This is a genomic window from Kitasatospora sp. NPDC023176 (assembly GCF_055560495.1).
In genome coordinates, this window is sequence record NZ_JBVHIP010000022.1 from 19,330 (window position 1) to 39,280 (window position 19,951).

General features: G+C 72.1%; 12 protein-coding genes. 3 read left to right on the forward strand and 9 right to left on the reverse strand.

The window, feature by feature from the left end:
• Positions 1-69 precede the first annotated feature (69 nt).
• Positions 70-1,158, forward strand: a complete 1,089-nt coding sequence (locus tag ACZ3YL_RS26555; RefSeq protein WP_317621305.1) for an aldose epimerase family protein — start codon at positions 70-72, stop codon at positions 1,156-1,158.
• A 285-nt stretch (positions 1,159-1,443) separates the two neighbouring features.
• On the opposite strand, the gene ACZ3YL_RS26560 is transcribed toward ACZ3YL_RS26555, so the two are convergent.
• From ACZ3YL_RS26560 to ACZ3YL_RS26600, 9 genes are all read right to left on the reverse strand, one after another.
• The gene (locus ACZ3YL_RS26560) at positions 1,444-3,195 is read right to left on the reverse strand and encodes a cellulase family glycosylhydrolase (protein ID WP_465660084.1); all 1,752 of its coding nucleotides are present in this window, start codon (positions 3,193-3,195) and stop codon (positions 1,444-1,446) included.
• A gap of 47 nt (positions 3,196-3,242) precedes the next feature.
• Positions 3,243-4,754 carry a glycoside hydrolase family 43 protein gene (locus ACZ3YL_RS26565; protein ID WP_465660085.1) on the reverse strand — a complete coding sequence of 504 codons (1,512 nt, stop codon included), beginning with the start codon at positions 4,752-4,754 and terminating at the stop codon, positions 3,243-3,245.
• Between the two features lie 83 nt (positions 4,755-4,837).
• A complete protein-coding gene (locus tag ACZ3YL_RS26570) occupies positions 4,838-6,601 on the reverse strand; it encodes a cellulose binding domain-containing protein (protein WP_465660086.1) in 1,764 nt (587 codons plus the stop codon).
• A gap of 169 nt (positions 6,602-6,770) precedes the next feature.
• On the reverse strand, positions 6,771-8,912 hold the full coding sequence (locus ACZ3YL_RS26575) for a glycoside hydrolase family 36 protein (RefSeq protein WP_465660087.1): 2,142 nt from the start codon (positions 8,910-8,912) through the stop codon (positions 6,771-6,773).
• A gap of 35 nt (positions 8,913-8,947) precedes the next feature.
• The gene (locus ACZ3YL_RS26580) at positions 8,948-10,933 is read right to left on the reverse strand and encodes a beta-galactosidase (protein WP_465660088.1); all 1,986 of its coding nucleotides are present in this window, start codon (positions 10,931-10,933) and stop codon (positions 8,948-8,950) included.
• A gap of 27 nt (positions 10,934-10,960) precedes the next feature.
• Complete coding sequence (locus ACZ3YL_RS26585) at positions 10,961-11,989, reverse strand: LacI family DNA-binding transcriptional regulator (RefSeq protein ID WP_188307710.1); 1,029 nt, start codon at positions 11,987-11,989, stop codon at positions 10,961-10,963.
• Between the two features lie 114 nt (positions 11,990-12,103).
• The gene (locus ACZ3YL_RS26590; protein ID WP_465660089.1) at positions 12,104-13,075 is read right to left on the reverse strand and encodes a carbohydrate ABC transporter permease; all 972 of its coding nucleotides are present in this window, start codon (positions 13,073-13,075) and stop codon (positions 12,104-12,106) included.
• Positions 13,072-14,061, reverse strand: coding sequence for an ABC transporter permease (locus ACZ3YL_RS26595; RefSeq protein WP_465660090.1), 990 nt, complete (start codon positions 14,059-14,061; stop codon positions 13,072-13,074). Before ACZ3YL_RS26595 ends, ACZ3YL_RS26590 begins: the two co-directional genes overlap by 4 nt.
• A complete protein-coding gene (locus tag ACZ3YL_RS26600; protein WP_465660091.1) occupies positions 14,016-15,632 on the reverse strand; it encodes a type 2 periplasmic-binding domain-containing protein in 1,617 nt (538 codons plus the stop codon). The genes ACZ3YL_RS26595 and ACZ3YL_RS26600 overlap by 46 nt, the downstream gene beginning before the upstream one ends.
• 300 nt (positions 15,633-15,932) lie before the next feature.
• On the opposite strand from ACZ3YL_RS26600, the gene ACZ3YL_RS26605 reads away from it, so the two are divergent.
• Positions 15,933-18,788, forward strand: a complete 2,856-nt coding sequence (locus tag ACZ3YL_RS26605; protein WP_465660092.1) for a glycoside hydrolase family 3 C-terminal domain-containing protein — start codon at positions 15,933-15,935, stop codon at positions 18,786-18,788.
• A 165-nt stretch (positions 18,789-18,953) separates the two neighbouring features.
• A complete protein-coding gene (locus ACZ3YL_RS26610; protein ID WP_465660093.1) occupies positions 18,954-19,937 on the forward strand; it encodes an acetylxylan esterase in 984 nt (327 codons plus the stop codon).
• The last annotated feature ends 14 nt before the right edge of the window (positions 19,938-19,951 follow it).

The window sequence follows — 19,951 nt, forward strand, 5'->3', positions numbered from 1 at the left end:
CGACGACGCCCGCCCGCCCGGTGGGCGTCGCCCCGGCTTCCCGCACACCCGCCGAACGGAGAGCAGCCCGTGCCCAGAGACGTACTCGTCTCCCCCGGTGACCTGACGGTGGCCCAGGAGGCCGCCGGGGCCCTGCCGGACGGGCAGCGCATCACCCGCTGGACGTTCGGCTCCCGGGCCGGGGTCACAGCGGAGGTGCTCAGCCTGGGCGCCCGCCTCCAGGCCCTCAACGCGCCGGACCGGACCGGGCAGCGGGCCAATGTGGTCCTGGGCGGCGGCAGCGTCGAGGACCTGCTCGGCGAAGCGGCCTTCCTCGGCGCGACGGTCGGCCGCTACGCCAACCGGATCGCCGGCGGTGTGCTGCCCCTGGACGACCGGACGTACCAGCTGGCCACCCAACCCACCGGGCACACCCTGCACGGCGGCCCGGACGGCTTCGCCACCCGTGTCTGGGACGGCGTGCCGGTCCGGGCGGACCGGCAGGTCGGCGTCCGTTTCCGCCTCCGCAGCCCCGCCGGGGACCAGGGGTTCCCGGGGGCGGTCACCGCCGAGGTGACGTACCTGCTCGATGCCGACGGCGAACTCTCGATCACCTACCAGGCGGCCACGGACGCCCCGACGGTCGTCAACCTCACCAATCACGCGTACTTCAACCTGGCCGGCGAGGGCCGCGGAACGGTGCTCGACCACCTGCTGCGCGTCGAGGCCGCCGGGTACCTTCCGGTGGACGGGGAGCTGATCCCGCTCGGCCCGGTCGAGCCGGTCGCCGGCACCCCCTTCGACCTTCGCCGCGCCCGGCGGATCGGTGCCTGCGTCACCGGGGAACACCCCCAGATCCGGGCGGCCGGACGCGGGTTCGACCACACCTGGGTGCTCGACGGCTCCGGGCTGCGGCGGGCTGCCCTGCTGAGCCACCCGGCCAGCGGTCGGCACGTCGAGTGCCTGACCACGGAGCCGGGGCTCCAGGTCTACACCGGGAACCACTTCGACGGCACGCTGGCCGGTCGCTCCGGCCGCCGGTACACCGCTTACGCGGGCATCGCCCTGGAGACCCAGCACTTTCCGGACTCGCCCAACCGGCCCGACTACCCCTCCACCGTGCTGCGCCCGGGGGAGAGGTACCGGTCGCGGACGGTGTACCGCTTCTCGGCCGAGTAGCGGAGCGCCGGGCGGTGAGCGGGGTCGGTGAGCGGGGGCGGTGGGCCCGGCGGGGCCCACCGCCCTCCCGAGTCAGGAGGCCAGCGCCCCCGCCGACCCGGATCACGGTGAACCTCGCGTCGGCCATCAGGTCGAGGTCTTCCGTGAGCCGCTCGTAGGGCTGGTACTCGTGGTAGTAGGCGGCGCCGAACAGCACACGAGGGGGCAGGGGGACCATGGGTGCACCTCGGAACGGGTGGGAGCCCCGGCTGCCGGGCGCGACAGCCGGGGCGGAGGGGACGCGGGTCAGGAGGCGGTGCCGGTGACCGTGTTGCCGGACTTGGTCACGTGGTAGGTGACGGTGTCACCGGTCCAGAAGCGGAAGGTGAATGTCGCCGGGACGCCGTCCTTGAGGGACTTGACGTAGTCGGGCTTGAGGGTGGTGGTGTTGGCGCCGTAGTCGGCACGGAGGTTGTCGAACGACTGGTAGGTGGTCCAGGACGCGGGACCGGCGGCGGTGCCGTCGGCGTAGGTGGACTGCACGTTGGCCATCAGGGCGCCGTTGAACCGGGTGGGGATCGTGAGCCCGTCGGCGGTTCCGGTGGCGTCGGCCATCGCGGGCTTGTCGTACGAGCGCACGAAGAGCTTCCACGGGACGCCGTCGGAGTACCGGACCTCCAGGGTGGCGTTGACCCCGGCGCTCCGGTCGCCGGCGAGCCGGGTGAGGGCGTCGGCGGTCAGGGTCAGCTGGTCGCCGTTGACGGTGTAGTCGATGTACGGGATCAGCGGGCGGTCGCCCTGCCAGAGGCCGGTGAACCAGGAGCCGTTGCGGTTCAGGGTGATGGTCTGCGCCGCGATGGGGCCGGACTTCGGCAGGAAGACGTTGTCGGTGGAGGCGGTGCCCGAGCGGGTCCGCCAGGAGGTCTGGATCAGGTCCTTCATCTCGGGGACCATCCACTGCATGGTGCCGCGGTTCAGGAAGTCGTTGGCGGCGTCCCAGACGGCGGAGGTCATGCCGTTGCGCCGCGCCTCGTAGTTGACGTGCTCGAAGTACTTGAGCATCTCGCCGCGCTCGACCACGCCGGAGTAGGGCGAGGTGAGCAGGCCGTACTCGCCGAGGTAGACGGGGATGCCCTTGGCGACGAAGGTGTCGTGCACCCGGGCGAAGCCCTCGGTCAGGTCCGACTGGGCCTTCGCGTCGTAGGTCGGGCCGTTCGCGATGTTCACGCTGAACGGGTACCAGCTGTAGTAGTGCACGGTGGCGACCAGGTTGCGGTCGTGCAGCGAGGCCATCGTGGTGGAGAGGTCGTCGAGCCAGTGCTGGGCGTTGTTGGTCTCCTCGGAGGGCAGGACGAGCAGACGGTCCTTGTTCCTGCCACCGGTGTTGCGCACGATGTCGTGGAACGAGGTGTTGAGCTCGCGCAGGTACTGGGTCTTCTGGGCGTCGGTCGCGTCGGAGAACTGCGGTTCGTTGATGCTCTCCATGAGCAGGCTGCGCGGTTCGTCCTTGAAGGCGGTGGCGATCTGCTGCCAGGTGGAGTTGAACCGGGCCACGACGTTGTCGTGGTCGGTGGACATGGCGGCGATCCACTTCCACGAGTCGTGGTGGACGTTGATCTCGACGTAGAGGCCGTCCTCCAGGGCCCAGTCGACGACCTGCTTGACCCGCTTCATCCACACCGGGTCGATGGTGTAGGGGGCGGTGTCGGACTGGTGCGGGTACCAGGTGACGGGGATCCGGACACTGCGGAAGCCCTGGGCCTTGAGGCCGTCGAAGGTGGCCTTGGTGGTGAGCGGGTTGCCCCAGGAGGTCTCGTCGGGGATGGCGTCCAGGGTGTTGCCGAGGTTCCAGCTGGGCTGCATCCGGGCCACGGCGGCCATCGGGTCCTGCGGGACCCGGACGCCGGCGGCCTCGGCCGCCGGCGGGGCCTTCTCGGCGGGGGCGGCGACGGCGGTGCCGGCGCAGAGGGCGCCGGTGGTGGCCAGGGCCACCACGAGGCCGGCGGTGCGCCGGAGCCGGCGGGCGAGCGGTCGGGCGGTGTGTCGTGCGGTGTTCACGGGTCGTCCCTTCGGGTGAACGGGGTGGGGGAGCCCCCGACGGCTGGTCAGGGGAGCGGAAGGGGCTCGTAGTCGAACCAGTCGAAGTGGACGGTGCCTTCGGCGGCGTACATGCCGATGACCCGGCCGGTGAAGCCGCCGGCCACTTCGGTGGAGAGGTAGCGGCCGTCGAGGCCCGCGAGCTCGGTGAAGGTTCCGTCCGGCTCCTCGATGCCGAGGACGACGTCGTCGGGGCCGGTGCGCGGGCCTCGCGTCTGGCGCGGGACGACGTCGACACCGAGCACCACGGCTCCGGCGGGCATCGCACGGGAGGCGACCTCGGTGCGCAGCGATCCGATCCGGGCGAGCACCTTCACCTCGCCGTCGGCCGCCTCGATCTCGTAGTGGTGGTCCTCGTCCATGCGGACGGCGAGGCCGCCGCGTCCCTCGGTGGGATCGATCAGCGTGCGGGCGCGGCAGCCGAGGTGCTGCTGGCGCCGCCCGACGAACACCACGTCGTTCTCGTCGAGGGAGGCGCCGGCGGCGCGCAGGGTGAGCCAGCCGGACCGTTCCTTCGTGGTGCACAGCTGCTCGGTGCGCCGGCGTACGGAGATCCACTGGGGGTGCAGCTCGGCCTGGTCGAAGTCGTCCCGGGCCGGGACGGTGGGCATCGGGTGCAACGGCCAGGCCGGGGTGGGCAGTTCGGGGGTGACCCGGCCGACCACCGGCCAGCCGTCCATCCATTCGACGGGGGCGAGGAAGGTCTCCCGGCCGAGCACGTACCAGGCGGGGGTGCCGCCGCGCGGCCGGACGGCGAGCAGCACCATCCACCAGGAGCCGTCGGGAGCCTGGACGAGGTCGGCGTGCCCGGTGTTCTGGACGGGGCTGTCGATGCCGCGGTGGGTCAGTACCGGGTTCGTCGGGCAGGGCTCGAACGGGCCGGAGGGCGAGGTGCCTCGGGCGATGGAGACGGCGTGGCCGCGCTCGGTGCCGCCCTCGGCGATCATCAGGTACCAGTACGCGCCGATCCGGTACAGATGCGGGGCTTCGGGGGCCGCAGCGCCGGGGGCGCCGGACCAGATCCGCTGCGGCTCGCCGAGGGTCTCGCCGGTGGCCGGGTCGAGGCGGACCTGGGAGACGCCGGCGACGGTGCAGAAGCAGGTGCCGTCCTCGTCCCAGGCGAGGTCCGGGTCGATGCCGTGGACGCCGGGCAGCCGGACCGGGTCGGACCAGGGGCCGGCCGGGTCGGTCGCGGTGAAGAGCAGGTTCCCTTCCCCGCTGACATTGGTGACGATCAGCCAGAAGCGGCCGTCGTGGTGGCGCAGCGTCGGGGCGTAGATCCCGCCGGAGGACGGCGACTCCAGTGGCAGGTTCAGCTGGCTCGGCCGGTCCAGGGCGTTGCCGATCCGCGCCCAGTTCACCAGGTCGCGGCTGTGGAAGACCGGGATGCCGGGGAAGTACTCGAAGCTGGAGCAGGCGAGGTAGTAGTCGTCGCCCACGCGGCAGACGCTGGGGTCGGGGTGGAAGCCGGGGATCACCGGGTTGGGGACGGTGCCGGCGGGCTCGGGCTGGACTGACACGTGGTCGGTTCCTCTCGGGTCTTCATGGGTCGGGGGTGGCGCCCCGGGCCCCGGGGAGCCAGGGGCACCACCGGTTCGGCGGTTCAGCCGATCGCGCAGGAGGCGCCGTTGAACCGGAAGGCGGAGGGGTTGGCGTCACTGCTGGACCAGGTGGCCCTGAAGCCCCACTGGACGCTGCCGCCCTGCGGGACGGAGGCGTTGTAGGACACGTTCTGGGCGGTGACGTTCGGGCCGCTCTGCGAGGCCGAGGCGTTCCAGGTGTTGGTGATGCCGGCGTCACCGGGGAAGGTGAAGCCGAGGGACCAGCCGTTGACCTGGCCGAGGCCGTTGTTGACGACGGTCAGGTTGGCGACGGTGACGCCCGACCACTGGCTCTTGGCGTAGACGACCCGGCAGGGCGCGTCGGTCGGGTGCATCTGGACGACCGTGATGCCGTAGGCGGGCACGGTCTGGGTGGTCGGGCTGCCGGACTGGGCGGTGCCGATCCCGTGGGCGTTCTTGAGGTAGGAGTGGACGGTCGGGGCGGCGGAGGAGGGGGTGAACCCGCTGTACGAGAGGTTCACCGTGGCGTCGTTGTTCGGGTCCTTGTTGATCAGCATGACGTCCACGTCGCCGTCGGCGCGGCGGACGGCGTGCGCGGAGAGCAGCGCGGACGAGCTGGCGGCCTTGACCAGGGTGTCCCCGGGTGCGCCCAGCCTGGAGATCATCTGGGTGCCGTAGTAGGCGGGGAAGGGCGTGTTGACGGCCGGCTCGCAGGGGGAGCCGCTGGAGACCATGCCGCCGTCGTTGTAGTCGGTGGCGCCCTCGACGGTGGTCACCTTCGTGCAGTCGGTGCCGTTGCGCAGGTCCCACCAGTCGACGTTGAACGCGCCGTTCTCCAGCCAGGTGAGGTAGTTGTCCGGGGCGAACAGTCCGTTCGGGGAGGTGTCCAGGTAGGCCTGGGCGTTCGCCTCGGTCACCGCGATGCCGACGTTGGGGGCGTTGGATCCGGCGTACTGGTTGATCAGCGAGCGCACGGCGCCGGCGATGTTCGGGTTCTGGGCCTGCGGCTTGGTGAGCAGGTCGGCCGGGCTGGTGCTGGTGGGGTAGGCGTGCACGATGGCGAAGTCGATCTTCGAGCCGGCGATCGACAGGACCGTGTGGTTCCAGTCCATGGTGTCGCCCGGGCCGACGATGCCGTCCGGCCAGTAGCCGGGGGTGGTCAGCACGGCGCCGATCTTGACGCTCGGGTCGGCCGCCTTCATCGCCGAGATGTACTGCACCAGGTTGTTCGCGTAGGTCGTTGCGCTCTTGCTGGTGTGGGTGTCGTACTCCCAGTTGGCGCCGTACTCGCCGTTGCCGTAGACCTCGTTGCCGATCTCCCAGTACTTGACGCCGTAGCCCTTGGTGACGTTGGCGTACTGGACCCAGGCGGCGGCCTCCTGCGGGGTGCCGGAGCCGTAGTTGGCGGTGATGATCGGCTGTGCCCCGGCGGCTCGCACGGTGCTCATGAAGGCGTCGAAGCCGGTGTTCGGGGCGACGTAGGCACCGCCCTCGGCGGTGCCGGTCTGCCAGTGGTAGACGTCGGAGTGGCTGCCGCCGGGGTAGCGGACGGTGTTGATGCCAGCCGTACTGAGCAGGCCCGGGGTGGTGGCGGCGTTCATGCCGGCGTCGTAGACCGGGATGTTCACGCCGACGCCGGTGGCGGGGACGGTGGCGCGCTGCAGGGCGGCGTCGACGGACACCGACACGGAGTTCGCGGCGGCGGCGGGCGGTGCGACGGCGGCGATCGCGCCGGTGACCGCGAGTGCCAGGGCCGCCGCGACAGCTATGGCGCGTTCACGACAAGACTGGACGGGTGACTTCACTGCGTCCCTCCAGGGGTGGGGGTGCGTGGTGTTCGGGTGGGGGATCGAACTCCCGCGTTCTGGACGGTGGGGGCCGGAGCGGCTGCTCGGGATCTGGCCCGGACGCTGAGCGTGTTCCGTACGGATGCGGGCCGGCGCGGTGGGGCGCGCGCGGTCGCCTGACGCATCGTCAACTCCTCTCGGCGGACATCCTGGTGAGGCGCAGCAGGACGGCGGACGGGGCCGCCGGCAGGGCCAGGGTGAGTTCGGCGGTGCAGGGGTGCCAGGTGGCGCAGGCCTGGCTGGACGACGGGTAGAGCACCTCGACGCGGACCTCGGCGCCGGCCAGGTGGGGCAGGTCGAGATCCCTGACGGTCTCCTCGCCGGAGCGGCGCCAGGCGGTGACGTAGGTGGTGGCCGGGGTGTGCAGTGCCAGGGCGATCCACGGGTCCTCCCAGCCCGGGAGACCGAGCGGCCAGCCGGGCAGTGCCTTCGGCAGGTCGGCGCGGATCGACTTGTGGACGGCTACCGCCTCGTGCACCAAGTCCCGTGCCGCCGGGGAGAGATCGGTGATCCGGCCGGAGAGGTGGATGCGGCCGAGGAGCGCGTTGGCCATGGTGAGGGCGACCTCGTCGAGGGAGTCCTCGGGCAAGGGGTACGACCAGACCGCGCCCTGCTCGGGCGTGACGGCGGTGGGGGCCGCAGCCGCGATGGGTGCGTAGCGCAGCAGGTCCTGCTGGTCACTGGTGGACTGTAGCTGGAGCCGGGAGAGCAGGGCGTGGTCCATCCGCATGCCGCCGGAGGCGCAGTTCTCGATCACCAGGTCCGGGTGCCGGTCCAGGATGCCGTCCAGCCAGGCGAGTTGGGCCCGGTTGTGGCCGAGCAGGCCGGCCGCCGGGGCCTCGGCCGGGTGGCTGCTGGTGCCGGAGCCCGGGTCGGTGTTGTGGTCGAGCTTGAGGTAGCCGACGCCCCACTCCCCGACCAGGCGGTCCACCACGGCGTCCAGGTGGGCCCGGGCGGCCGGGTGGCGCAGGTCCAGGTGGTAGCGGCCGCCGCCCTCCTCCACACGGTGTCCGTCGCGCCGGAAGAACGCCTCCTCCGGAAGGGAGCCGGCCACCGGGCTGTTCACCCCGACCGCCTCCGGCTCCAGCCACAGGCCCGGGACCATGCCCCGCTCCCGGATGCGGTCCAGGACCTCGTGGATCCCCTTCGGCCCCGGGAACCGGGAGGCCGACGGCTCCCAGGCGCCGACGGAGCTCCACCAGTTGTCGCCGTCGTCGTACCAGCCGGCGTCGATGACGAAGTACTCCGCGCCGGCCTCGGCGGCGGCGTCCACCAGCGGCAGCAGCTTGGCCGTGGTCGGGTCGCCCATCAGGCAGTTCATGTAGTCGTTGAAGATGACCGGCAGCCGGCGGTGGTCGGGGTGCGGCCGGCGGGTGGCGCGGCGGTAGCGGGTGAGGGCGGCGAAGGCGGCGTCCGAGCCGCCGTCCGCGGCCAGGGCGAGCGCCACGGGCACGGTCCGGAACTCGGCGCCCGGCTCCAGCGGGTGGCGCCAGCCGTGGTCCGCGTCGTCGGGGCCGTACAGCGCCGCGTACGCGGTGTCGTCGCGAACACCGCACTCCCAGCGCCAGCCACCGCCGTTGTGCTCGATCTGCCACAGCCAGGTGCGGCCCGACGTGCGGTCCGTCAGACCGCCCATCGGCAGCTGGCCGCAGCTGGACCACGCGCCCTGACCGGCCGCGACGCGGGCGCTGCGGCCGGAGGTGGTGTGGACGCGGCCGCTGCGCTCGGGCGAGGACACCCTCAGCGGCTGGCGGTGCCAGCGGCACTCGGCGAACCACTCGTTCTCCGCCCACAGCAGGTCGGCGGTGTCCAGCGCCGCCGGGTCGCCCCCGGTGAGGCAGCCCGCCACGAGTGAGGAGACCGACTCCAGGTGCAGCGTGCGCGGCCCGTCGTTGCGCAGCAGCACCTCGCTGCGCAAGACCGGCAGGCCGTCCGGGGAGCGGTAGACCGCCTCGGCGGTCAGGCCGGTCTCCGGGTCGTGGAGTTCGACGGTGAGCACGTGCCAGTCGCCGTCCCGGGTCGCGTGGTGGGAGCGGTGGCGCAGCCGTCCGCCGAGGGCGCTGTTGACGAGGTGCCGGCCCGACCAGTAGCGGCCGAGGGCGGCGGTGGTCACCTCCACCAGCGGCAGCGGTGCTCCTGGGCGCGGGGTGGCGGTCTTCTCGCCGGGCGCGCCGAGGCGGACCAGGCGGGGCGGGCCCTGCTCGTCCAGGGCGATCTCCAGGTCCAGGGCATGGTGGCCCCAGCGGATCGTCTCGTGCGGGTCGCTCATGGTGCCTTCCTCGGTCCGGGGGACATGAGGTGCGGTCAGTGCGCGCGCAGCACCGCGCAGCCGCCGGGCGGCAGTCGGTGCACGGGCCCGTCCGTGAGCAGGTCATGGCCCGCCTGCGGCAGCGGGACGAGGTCGGCACCGTGGTTGATCAACACGTGCCAGCTGCGGCCGTCCGGAGCGTGCCGGGTGACGGCCTCGACGCCGGGCGGCAGCCCCGGCAGCTCCGGGACGGCACCGGCTTCGGAGAGCAGTCGGCCGACGAGGGCGGCGTAGCCGGTGTCGTCGAGCCGGGTGGAGAGGTACCAGCCGTGGCCGGAGCCGAAGGCGTGGCGGGTGAGCGCCGGACTGCCGTCGAGCATGCCGTCGGTGTAGGCGGCGACTGCCTCGGCGCCCTCGGTGCGCAGGGACTCGGTCCAGGACGTGGCCGTCGAGCCGTCGGAGAGCGTCAGTTCCTCGCCCTGCCGCAGCGGACGGTACTCCTCGACCCGGATGCCGAGCGCCTCGCGCAGCGGTGCGGCGGGGTAGCCGCCGAGCCGGGAGTGGAGGCGCTCGTCGACCATGCCGCTGAAGTGCTGGACGAGCAGGGTGCCGCCGGCGGCGACGTAGCGGCGCAGGTTGTGAGCGTTCACATCGGACAGCAGGAAAAGGGCCGGGGCGATGACCAGCCGGTAGTGGCCGAGGTCGTGCCCGGGGTGGGCGAAGTCGACCGTCCGGCCGGCGTCCCACAGTGCCCGGTGGGCGCGGCGCAGCGCGGCGAAGTAGTCGAGTTCGGACGAGGGGAGGCCGTCGACCGTCAGCGCCCACCAGGCGTCGGAGTCGTGCAGCACGGCGACCTCGGTCCGGACGGCGGAGCCAGCGAGTTCGCCGAGCCGGGCGACGGCCTCGCCGACCGCGGTGACTTCGCGGAAGGTGCGGCTGTCCGGCCCGGCGTGCGGGACCATCGCCGAGTGCCACTGTTCGGCGCCGGCCCGGGACTGGCGCCACTGGAAGAACAGGGCCCCCTCCGAGCCGCGGGCGATGTGGGCGAGCGAGTGGCGCAGGATGTCCCCCGGGTCCTTGGCCAGGACCCGGCCGGCGGCGTAGACGGTGTTGGTGCCCTGTTCCATCAGCAGCCAGGGGGCGCCGCCGGCGAACGAGCGGGCCCGGTCGGCGTCGAAGGCGGCGTGGGCGGCGGCGTCGACGCCGGGGGCGCTGGGGTAGTGGTTGACGGAGACCACGTCGACCTCGCGGCCGAAGGCCCACAGGTCGAGGTTCTGGTAGCCGGGCAGCATGAGGTTGGTCGTGACCGGGCGGTCGCTGTGGGCGCGGATCGCGTCGCGCTGCTCCCGGTAGGCGGCGAGGGTCTCGTCGGACCAGAAGCGGCTGAAGTCCAGCGCCTGGCCGGGGTTGCGGTGCCACTGGCTGGCGCGGGGCGGCAGGACCTGCTCCCACGCGGTGTAGCGCTGGCTCCAGAAGGCCGTCCCCCAGGCCTCGTTGAGGGCTGCGAGGGAGCCGTGGCGGGCGCGCAGCCAGACCCGGAAGGCGGCGGCGGTGTGGTCGCAGTGGCAGCGGGTCGCGTACTCGTTGTGGACGTGCCACAGGGCGAGCGCCGGGTGGTCGCCGTAGCGTTCGGCGAGGGCGGCGGCGATGTGGCGCGCGGCCCGGCGGTAGGCGGGGGAGGCGAGGCAGTAGGTGTCCCGGCTGCCGTGGGTGAGCCTGGTGGCGTCGGGGCGGACCGGCAGGGCGTCCGGGTGGGCCAGGGTGAACCAGGGCGGCGGGGAGGCGGTGGGGGTGGCGAGGTCGACGGCGACGCCGGCCGTGTGCAGCCGGTCGAGGTGGGCGTCGAGCCAGTCGAAGTCGTAACGCCCCTCCTCGGGTTCCATCAGGGCCCAGGAGAAGACGCCGACGGTGGCGAGGTTGATCCGGGCCCGGCGCATCAACTCGTCGTCCTGCTTCCACACCTCGGCGTCCCACTGCTCGGGGCTGTAGTCCCCGCCGTAGGCGAGGCCGCCGAGGCGGTCGGTGAGCCGGCGGATGTCCATCTGGGAACCGTCCTTCTCGTCGTGGGGTCAACTGCGGGGCGGGGCCGGGGCGGTGCTTTCACGGACCACCAGTTCCGGTGGCATCAGGAGGAGTCGGTCCTCCGGCCGGGTGCCCGCGGCGGCCGCGGCGATCCTCGCCATGACCTGCTCGACGGCGACCTGCCCGAGGTCCTTCTTCGGACTGGTCACGGAGGTGAGCCGGGGTGAGTGCTGCTCGGCCATCGGGTCGGGGCAGATGGCGATGACGGAGGCGTCCTCCGGCACGGTCCGCCCGCTGGCGCGTAGGAGGCTGAGCAGCGGGCCGATCGCCGACTCGTTCTGCACCACGAACCCGGTGGTGTCCGGGCGGTCCGCGAGGATCCGGGCCAGGGTGCCGGCGGTGCTCTCGTAGGTGCCCGCGCAGGGCCGGTGGAGGAAGCGCAGGTTCCGCCGCTCGGCGCGGGCGCGGAAGCCGTGGAGGGTACGTTCGGCGTATCCGGCGTGGCGCCGGTAGACGCCGCTGCTGTAGCCGATGAAGGCGATGTCGCGGTGGCCGAGGTCGGCCAGGTGGTCGGCGCACAGGGCGCCCGCGGTGGCGAAGTCGTGGTCGACGCAGGAGAGTCCGGCGGGGTCGTCGGGCAGGCCGATGAGCGCGGCCGGGATCTCCTCGGCGCGCAGGACCGGGATGCGCTCGTCGTCCAGCCGGACGTCCATCAGGATGACGCCGTCGGCGAGGCCGGTGGCGGCGACCCGGCGGACGCCTTCGGGCCCTTCGTCGTTGGTGAGCAGCAGGACGTCGTAGCCGTGCTCACGGGCCGCCACGGTGACGGCGATGGCGATCTCCATCATGGTGGGGACGTGTACCTCGGGGTGGAGCGGCACCACCAGGGCGATGATGTGGGAGCGTTTGCCGGCGAGGGCGCGGGCACCCGCGTTGGGGTGGTAGCCGAGGTCGGTGATGGCCTGCTCGATGCGGGTCCTGGTCCCGTCGGAGATCGGGCGCTTGCCGCTGAGGGCGTAGCTGACCGTGCTGGACGAGACGCCGGCGTGCCTGGCCACATCGGCGAGTGTCACCATCGTTCTGCTTCCTTCGTGTCGGTTCCGCTCGGGAGCGTCCCGGTCGTGTGAGGGGCGGGCCCGCGGTGGGACCGCTCCCGGTCCGCGGGGCCCGTCAGGCCCGGCACGGACGGCTCAGCCCTTGATCGCACCGGTGAGGACGCCGGTACGCAGGTGCTTCTGCACGAACGGGTACACGATCACCAGTGGTACCAGGGTGAGGACCACGACCGCCATCTGCAGCGACAGCGGTGCGGTCTGCACATGGGTCTCTCCGAAGCCGGAGTTGACCGAACCGGGCAGGCCGTTGGCCCGGTTGACGTAGGTGAGCAGTACGTACTGCAGCGGCCACTTCTGACTGTCCGTCGGCATGTAGAGCATGACGTTGAAGAAGGAGTTCCAGTACCCGACCGCGTAGAACAGCGCGGTGACGGCGGTGACGGCGCGTGAGGTGGGCAGGACGACGGACCACAGGATGCGCCACTCCCCGGCGCCGTCCATCCGGGCCGCGTCGATCAGTTCGGAGGAGGTCTCCTGGTAGAAGGCGCGCAGCACCAGGATGTTGAAGACGGAGACCGCGCTCGGCAGGATCAGGGACCACCACTGGCCGTAGCCGCCGAGGCCGGTGACGACCAGGAAGCCGGGGATCAGGCCGCCGCTGATGAACATCGTGGTGATCAGCAGCAGCAGGACGAAGCGGTGCCCGAGGGAGCGCGGCCGGGAGAGGCCGTAGGCGCACAGGACGGAGACGGCCATGGACAGCGCGGTGCCGACCACGGTGATGCCCAGGCTTACCCCCAGCGCGGTGACGACCGTCGGGTCGCTGAGCATCTGGTGGTACGTCGCGGTGGTCAGGCCGTCCGGCCAGATCACCAGGCCGCCGGCCCGGTTGATGGCGCCGGGTGTGGAGAAGCTGGTGAGGATGATGACCCAGAGCGGGACCAGGATGACGGCGAGCGTCCCGCCGAGCGTGAGCCCCTTGGCGGCCTGGCCGACGGCGGTGGGCGGCTCCTCCCACGGTGGGCGGGCGGAGCCGGCCCGGCGGCGGGCGGCCGCCGCCGTGCGGCGCTTCTCGCGGCGCGAAGCCATGGTGAGTGCGTTGGTCATGTGCGGTACAGCCCGTCCTCGCCGAAGGCGTGCGCCAGCCGGTTGGCACCCCAGACGAGCAGCAGCGAGACCGCGCTCTTGAAGAGCCCGGCCGCCGCGCCGTAGCTGTAGCCGCCGGTGGAGATGCCGTAGTAGAAGGAGAAGGTGTCCAGGACGTCCGCGGCCTCGTGGCCGACGGCGTCGCGCTGGACCAGGAACTGCTCGAAGCCCACGGACAGGGCGTTGCCGAGCCGCAGGACCAGCATCAGCACGATCACCCCGCGCAGTCCCGGCAGCGTGATGTGCCACATCCGCCGGAACCGGCCGGCGCCGTCCGCCGCCGCTGCCTCGTACAGCTCGCTGTTGATCGCGCTCAGCGCCGCGAGGAAGACGATGATCCCCCAGCCCGCCTCCTTCCAGATCGCCTGGGAGGTGACCAGCAGCGCGAAGGTGTGCGGGTTGGTCATGATGTCCCAGGTGCCGATGTCGTGCTGGCGCAGGAACTGGTTGAGCACGCCGGCGCCGCCCAGCATCTGCTGGAAGATCGTGACCGCCAGCACCCACGAGAAGAAGTGCGGCAGGTAGACCACGGACTGGAAGACGTTGCGGATCCGTTCGCTGATCACCGAGTTGAGCAGCAGGGCCAGGGCGATGGGGACGGGGAAGAACAGGATCAGCTGGACGAAGCTGAGGTACAGCGTGTTCTTCATCGAGGCCCAGAACGCCGGGTCGCCGAACAGCTGCTGGAACTGGTCGAAGCCGACCCATTCGCTGTGCCAGACCCCGACCAGCGGGTCGTACTCCTGGAAGGCGGTGACGATGCCGAACAGCGGGACGTAGTTGAACACCAGGAGCAGGACGACCGCGGGCACCGTCATCAACAGGAGGGACCTGTCGCGCCGCAGCCTGGTCCGCCAGCCGAGCCGCGCGGGGCCCGCCGGGCGCTTCGGGGCCGCGGTGCTCACCGGCCGGTGCCGTACTTGTCGAGGACGTTGTCGGTCATCCACTGCTTGAGCCGCTCCCCGGGGCCGGAGCGCCAGCCGGCGATGGCGTCCTGCACGTCGGAGACCTTCTTCTTGCCGTGGTAGCAGTCCTTGATGGTGTCGTTGACGCTCTGCGCGGCCGAGGCCGTGGCGAGGGCCGGCGGCATGCTGAAGTTCATGCCCCAGAAGGGCGGCTTGGTGAGGTACTTGACGTTGGCGGCGGACCAGGACGTGTAGTCCTTGGTGACCTGGTCGCCGCCCGGGTTGCTGATCACGGAGCCGGGAGCGGCCAGGAACGGGAAGGTCGTCGCCTGGACGTCCTTCTTGCCCTCCTCGGTGAAGGTCGGCACGCCGTTCACCCGGGTGTGGTGGACGCCCTCGACACCGTAGTTGACCAGGGTGTACTCGGCCGTGCCGTAGGGGGCGGCGAGGTAGTTCGCGACGGCGAGGAGTTCCTCGATCTGCGCGGGCTTCAGATCGGCGTTGAGGTAGCTGATCATGCTGGCGGCCGCGCCCAGGTAGATCACCGGCGTGCCCTTGCCGTCGGCGGTGACGGCGTTGAACGCGCCGCGTCGGTAGTTCGGGTCCGCGGCGGTGCCGGACTGGTGGTCGGCCAGGTTCCAGGCGCCCAGTCCGCCGCCCCCGATGAGCACCTTGCCGCTGTAGAAGCGGGTGGCTCCGTTGGCGACGTCACCGGCGAGGGTGTCCGGGTGCATGTAGCCCGCGGTGGCCAGGCGGTAGTGCCAGGCGAGGGCCTCCAGGAACTCCTGGGTCTCGAACGGGTGGACCAGCTTGCCGTTGTCGACCTTCCAGTTCATGGGAACGCCCCAGGAGAACTGGAGGTAGGTCCACACGTCGTCGAAGGCCCACACGCCCCGCTTGGCATCGGTCAGTTCCTTGCCGATGTTCATCAGGTCGTCGGCGGAGGTGACCTGGTCGGCCGTGATGCCGCGGGCATCGAGGATGTCCCGGCGGTAGAAGGTGGCTCCGGGGATGCCGAAGCTGCTGGAGAAGCAGGGGATCCCGTAGAGCTTGTCGCCCCAGACCCCCATCTGCCAGGCGCCGCTGGGGAGGGCGGCCAGGTTGGGGTACTTCTTGGCGTTGTCGCCGGACAGGTACGGGGTCAGGTCCGCGAGCTGGGTGCCGACCAGCCTGCCGGTGTTGAAGTTGGCGTTCAGCCAGGACGGCAGGTTGATCCAGTCCGGCAGCTTCTTGGCGGCGGTCATCGTCGGGATGATGGTGCTGTAGTTGATCCCGTCCGCCGGTTTCATGGTCAGCTCGACCCCGAGCGCCTTGTCCATCGCCTGGTAGAAGGAGTTGCCGACCGGCGGGGCGGTGCCCCACAGCGGGGTGACCGCCGTGTAGCTGCCGCCCCTGCCCGGAACGCCGGACACGGTGGCGGGCGGGGACGCCGGGTAGGAGAGGTAGCCCGCGTCGGTCGCGACGTCGGATCCGCCCTGCACAGGGGCTATGTCCGGCTTGACCGCGTTGGCGTTCGGCGCGTAGGTCGGCAGGGCCGCCCTCAGGCCCTCCTTGGTGTTCGCGCCGGCCTTCCTGGTCGAGCCGCCGCCGCAGGCGGACAGCAGGGGCGCCATCGCGGCGGCTCCGGCGACCGTGGCGGCGGTACTCAGAAAGCTCCTGCGGTTCAGCCCGGATCTCATGGTGGCGTGGCCCCTCTCCGTCGAAGCACAGTCGAAGCACAGTCGAGGCACCAAAGCGTCGAAGCGCTTGGATGTTTCGGCGAGACTAACGACGCGTTACTGGTTGAGCAAGAGTCTGAACAAATGCAAAATCGGTTGTTTCCAGGGGAGTTGACAGTCCTTCCGAGGCGTGCCAGCGTCGAAGCGCTTCGATGCACAGCCACCCGAGCCCAGCCCGTCCGAGGGGTGCCCCACGTGAGTTCCGTGCCCGCGTCCGCAGCCGGCCTGCCCGACTTCCGCAACCCCACGCTGCCCCTGCGCCGGCGTGCCGACGACCTGCTCCACCGGCTCACGCTCGACGAACGGCTCGCGATGCTGCACCAGTACGCGCCGGCCGTCCCGCGCCTGGGCGTGGCCCCCTTCCGCACCGGCAGCGAGGGCCTGCACGGCGTCTCCTGGCTCGGCTTGGCAACGGTCTTCCCGCAGGCCGTCGGCCTCGGCGCCAGCTGGGACGAGGACCTGGTGCGCGAGGTCGCCGAGGCCGTCTCGACCGAGCTGCGGGCCTTCCACTACCACCGCCCGCCGGCGATCGGCTCCCCCGAGCGCGGCCCCCACTCCCTCCAGGCCTGGGCCCCCGTGCTCAACCTGCTGCGCGACCCGCGCTGGGGACGCAACGAGGAGGCCTACTCCGAGGACCCGGTGCACACCGCGCGGGTCGGCGAGGCATTCTGCAACGGCCTCACCGGCGACCACCCGACCTACCTGCGGACCGCCCCGGTGCTCAAGCACTTCCTCGCCTACAACAACGAGGACGACCGCTGCACCACCTCCTCCGGACTGCGCCCACGCGTCCTCCAGGAGTACGACCTCGCCGCCTTCCGGCCCGTCATCGCCTCCGGCGCCGCGACCGGCGCGATGGCCGCCTACAACCTGGTCAACGGCCGCCCCTGCCACGTCAGTCCGCTGATCGAGGCGGAACTGCGCCGCTGGGCCCGGCCGACCGGCCACGAGCTGTTCGTGGTCAGCGACGCCGAGGCCCCCTCCAACCTGGTCGACCCGGAGCACTACTTCGACGACCACGCCGAGTCCCACGCGGCCGCGCTCAAGGCCGGCATCGACAGCTTCACCGACCACGGCGAGGACACCGAGATCCCGGTCGGCCGCCTTCGCGAGGCGCTGAAGCGCGGCCTGATCGACGAGGCCGACGTGGACCGCGCCGTCCGGCGCCAGCTCGAACTGCGCTTCCGCCTCGGCGAGTTCGACCCCGAGCTGGACCCGTACGCCGGCACCGGCCCCGAGGTGATCGACAGCCCCGGGCACCGCTCGCTGGCCCGGCAGGCCGCGACCGAGTCGACCGTGCTGCTCAAGAACGACGGCCTGCTGCCGCTCGACCCGGCCCGCGCGCCGCGGATCGCCGTCATCGGCCCGCTCGCCGACACCCTCTTCGAGGACTGGTACAGCGGCACCATGCCGTACCGGGTGAGCATCGCCGACGGACTGGCCGAGACCCTCGGCGCCCACGGTGGCGAGGTGCTTCCGGTGGAGGGCTCCGACCGGATCACCCTGCGCTCGCGCACCACGGGTGAGCTGCTCGGCACGTCCGCCTTCGACGTGACCGACTGGGGCGGCGGCGCCTCCACCCTGCGCGCCGCCGACACCGGCCGCTACCTGAGCCTCCAGGACGACGACGCGCTGGCGGCCGGCCAGGACGTCATCAAGAGCTGGTTCGTCAAGGAGACCTTCCGGCTCGAACCGGCCGGCCCCGGCACCGTGCTGCTGCGCTCGGTGTTCACCGGACGCTACGCCGCCGTCGACCCGCTCGACGGCCGGGTGAGCGTCACCGCCGAGAGCGCGGAGGACGCCGAACACTGGCAGCGCGAGCTGGTTCGCGACGGCGCCGCCGAGGCCCGGGCCGCCGCCGGGGCGGCGGACTTCGCCGTGGTCGTCCTCGGCAACCACCCGATGATCAACGGCCGCGAGACCGAGGACCGCGCGGACATCGACCTGCCCGAGGGGCAGGAGGAACTGCTGCGCGCCGTCGCGGCCGTCCGCCCGGACACCGCCCTGGTCGTGATGAGCAGCTACCCCTACGCCCTCGACTGGGCCGACGAACACCTGCCCGCCGTGGTGTGGACCTCCCACGGCGGGCAGGAAACAGGCCGCGCGCTGGCCGCCGTACTGCTCGGCGAGGCCGAACCGGCCGGCCGCCTGCCGCAGACCTGGTACCGGGGCGACGACCCGCTGCCCGCCCCGCTCGACTACGACATCATCAAGGCCGGCTGGACCTACCAGTACCACCGCTCCGACCCGCTCTACTCCTTCGGCCACGGGCTCTCCTACACCGACTTCGGCTACCACGACCTGCGGCTGTCGCAGCCGTCGATCGGCCGGGACGACGCGGTCGACGTCACCGTCACCCTGGAGAACGGGGGAGCGCGGCCCGGCAGCGAGGTGGTCCAGCTCTACGTCCGCGCCCTGGACGCCCGTTACGAGGCGCCCCGGCTGCGCCTGGCCGACTTCCGCAAGGTCCGGCTGGAGCCGGGGCGGAGCCGCGAGCTGACGTTCCGGCTGCCGGCCGAGCAACTCGCCCACTGGTCGGTCGCCACCGGCGCCTTCGTCGTCGACCCGGGCCGCTACGAGGTGATCGTCGCCCGCAGCGCCGACCACCCGGTGCTCACCGCGCCGCTCACCGTGACCGGGGCGCCCGCCGCACCCCGGGCGGGCGTCGACCAGCGGATCCTGGCCGTCGACTTCGACGACTACGAGGACGCCACCATCGTCGACGCCACCCGCTCCGAGGGGGACGCCGTCACGCCCACCGATCCGGCGCAGCCCGCGACGCTCCTGTTCCGCGAGGTCGATCTCTCCGGCGCCCGCGCGATCGAGGTCGAGACCGCCCGCGAGGGCGTCGGCACCGGTGGGGCGCGGCTCGAAGTCCGGTCGGGCGACCGGGTGCTGGCCGCGATCGACGTGCCCGTGACCGGCGACCGGTACGCCTGGACCAGCACCACCGCCGAACTCGCCGCCCCGCTCCACGGCGTGTACGACCTGAGCCTGACCCTGCACGGCGACTTCCGGCTCACCGCCTACCGCTTCGCCGCGGCCGGCTGAGGACTGCCGCCCCCTCCCCTTCCGGTTCCCCGGCCGGGTCGGACCGCCCGCCGCCGCATCCGTTCCGACCCCGCCGCAGTCACCCGCCGCCCGGAGGCCGCCCGCGTGTCACTGCTCACGCCCCACCACCCGACCTCGAACCCGCACCACCCGGAGGAAGCACCCATGCCGTCCACCGACTTCGGAGTCGACGAACTCGGCGACTACCAGCCCGAGTCGACCATCCCGCGGGACTTCGACCAGTTCTGGCGGCGCACCCTCGCCGAGGCCCGCTCGCACAGCGGGGCGGTCAAGGCCGAACGCGTCACCGCGCAGCACGGACTGCGCACCGTCGAGGTGGACGACGTACGGTTCCCGGGCTGGAACGGCGAGCCGGTGGCCGCCTGGCTGCTGCGCCCGCGCGGCGCCCAGGGCCCGCTGCCGGTCGTCGTCAGCTACATCGGCTACTCCGGAGGCCGGGGGCTGCCCAGCGAGCACCTGTTCTGGTCCGCCGCCGGCTACGCCCAACTCGTCGTGGACAGCCGGGGACAGGGCCACGACACCCCGGACCGGGCCACGGGCGACGGCACCCAGTGGGTCGGGGGCTTCATGACCCTCGGCATCGACTCCCCGGAGAACTACTACTACCGGCGCCTGATGACCGACTGCGTGCGGGCCGTCGACGCCGTCACGGAGCTGCCCGGTCTCGACGCCGACCGGATCGTCCTGGCCGGCGGCAGCCAGGGCGGCGGCCTGGCCCTCGCCACCGCCGGGCTCACCGGGGAGCGGGTGGCCGCGGTGATGCCCGACGTCCCGTTCCTGTGCCACTACCGCGAGGCCGCGCAGCTCGCCCTGGACGGGCCCTACCAGGAGCTCGTCAGCTACCTGCGCTGGCACAGCCGGCACCGGGTGCAGCCCACCTTCGCCACCCTGGCCTACTTCGACGGCGTCAACTTCGCCCAACGGGCCACCGCACCGGCCCTGTTCAGCGTCGGCCTGATGGACCCGGTCTGCCCGCCCCGGACGGTCTACGCCGCCTACAACCACTACGCGGGCGAGGACCGCACCATGACCGTCTGGCCGTTCGCCGACCACGCCGGCGGCTGCGGCTCCAACCCGCCCGTCCAACTGTCCTGGCTGCGCGAGCGCGGGCTGGCGCCGCAGCTGTGACCCGGCCTGGTCCG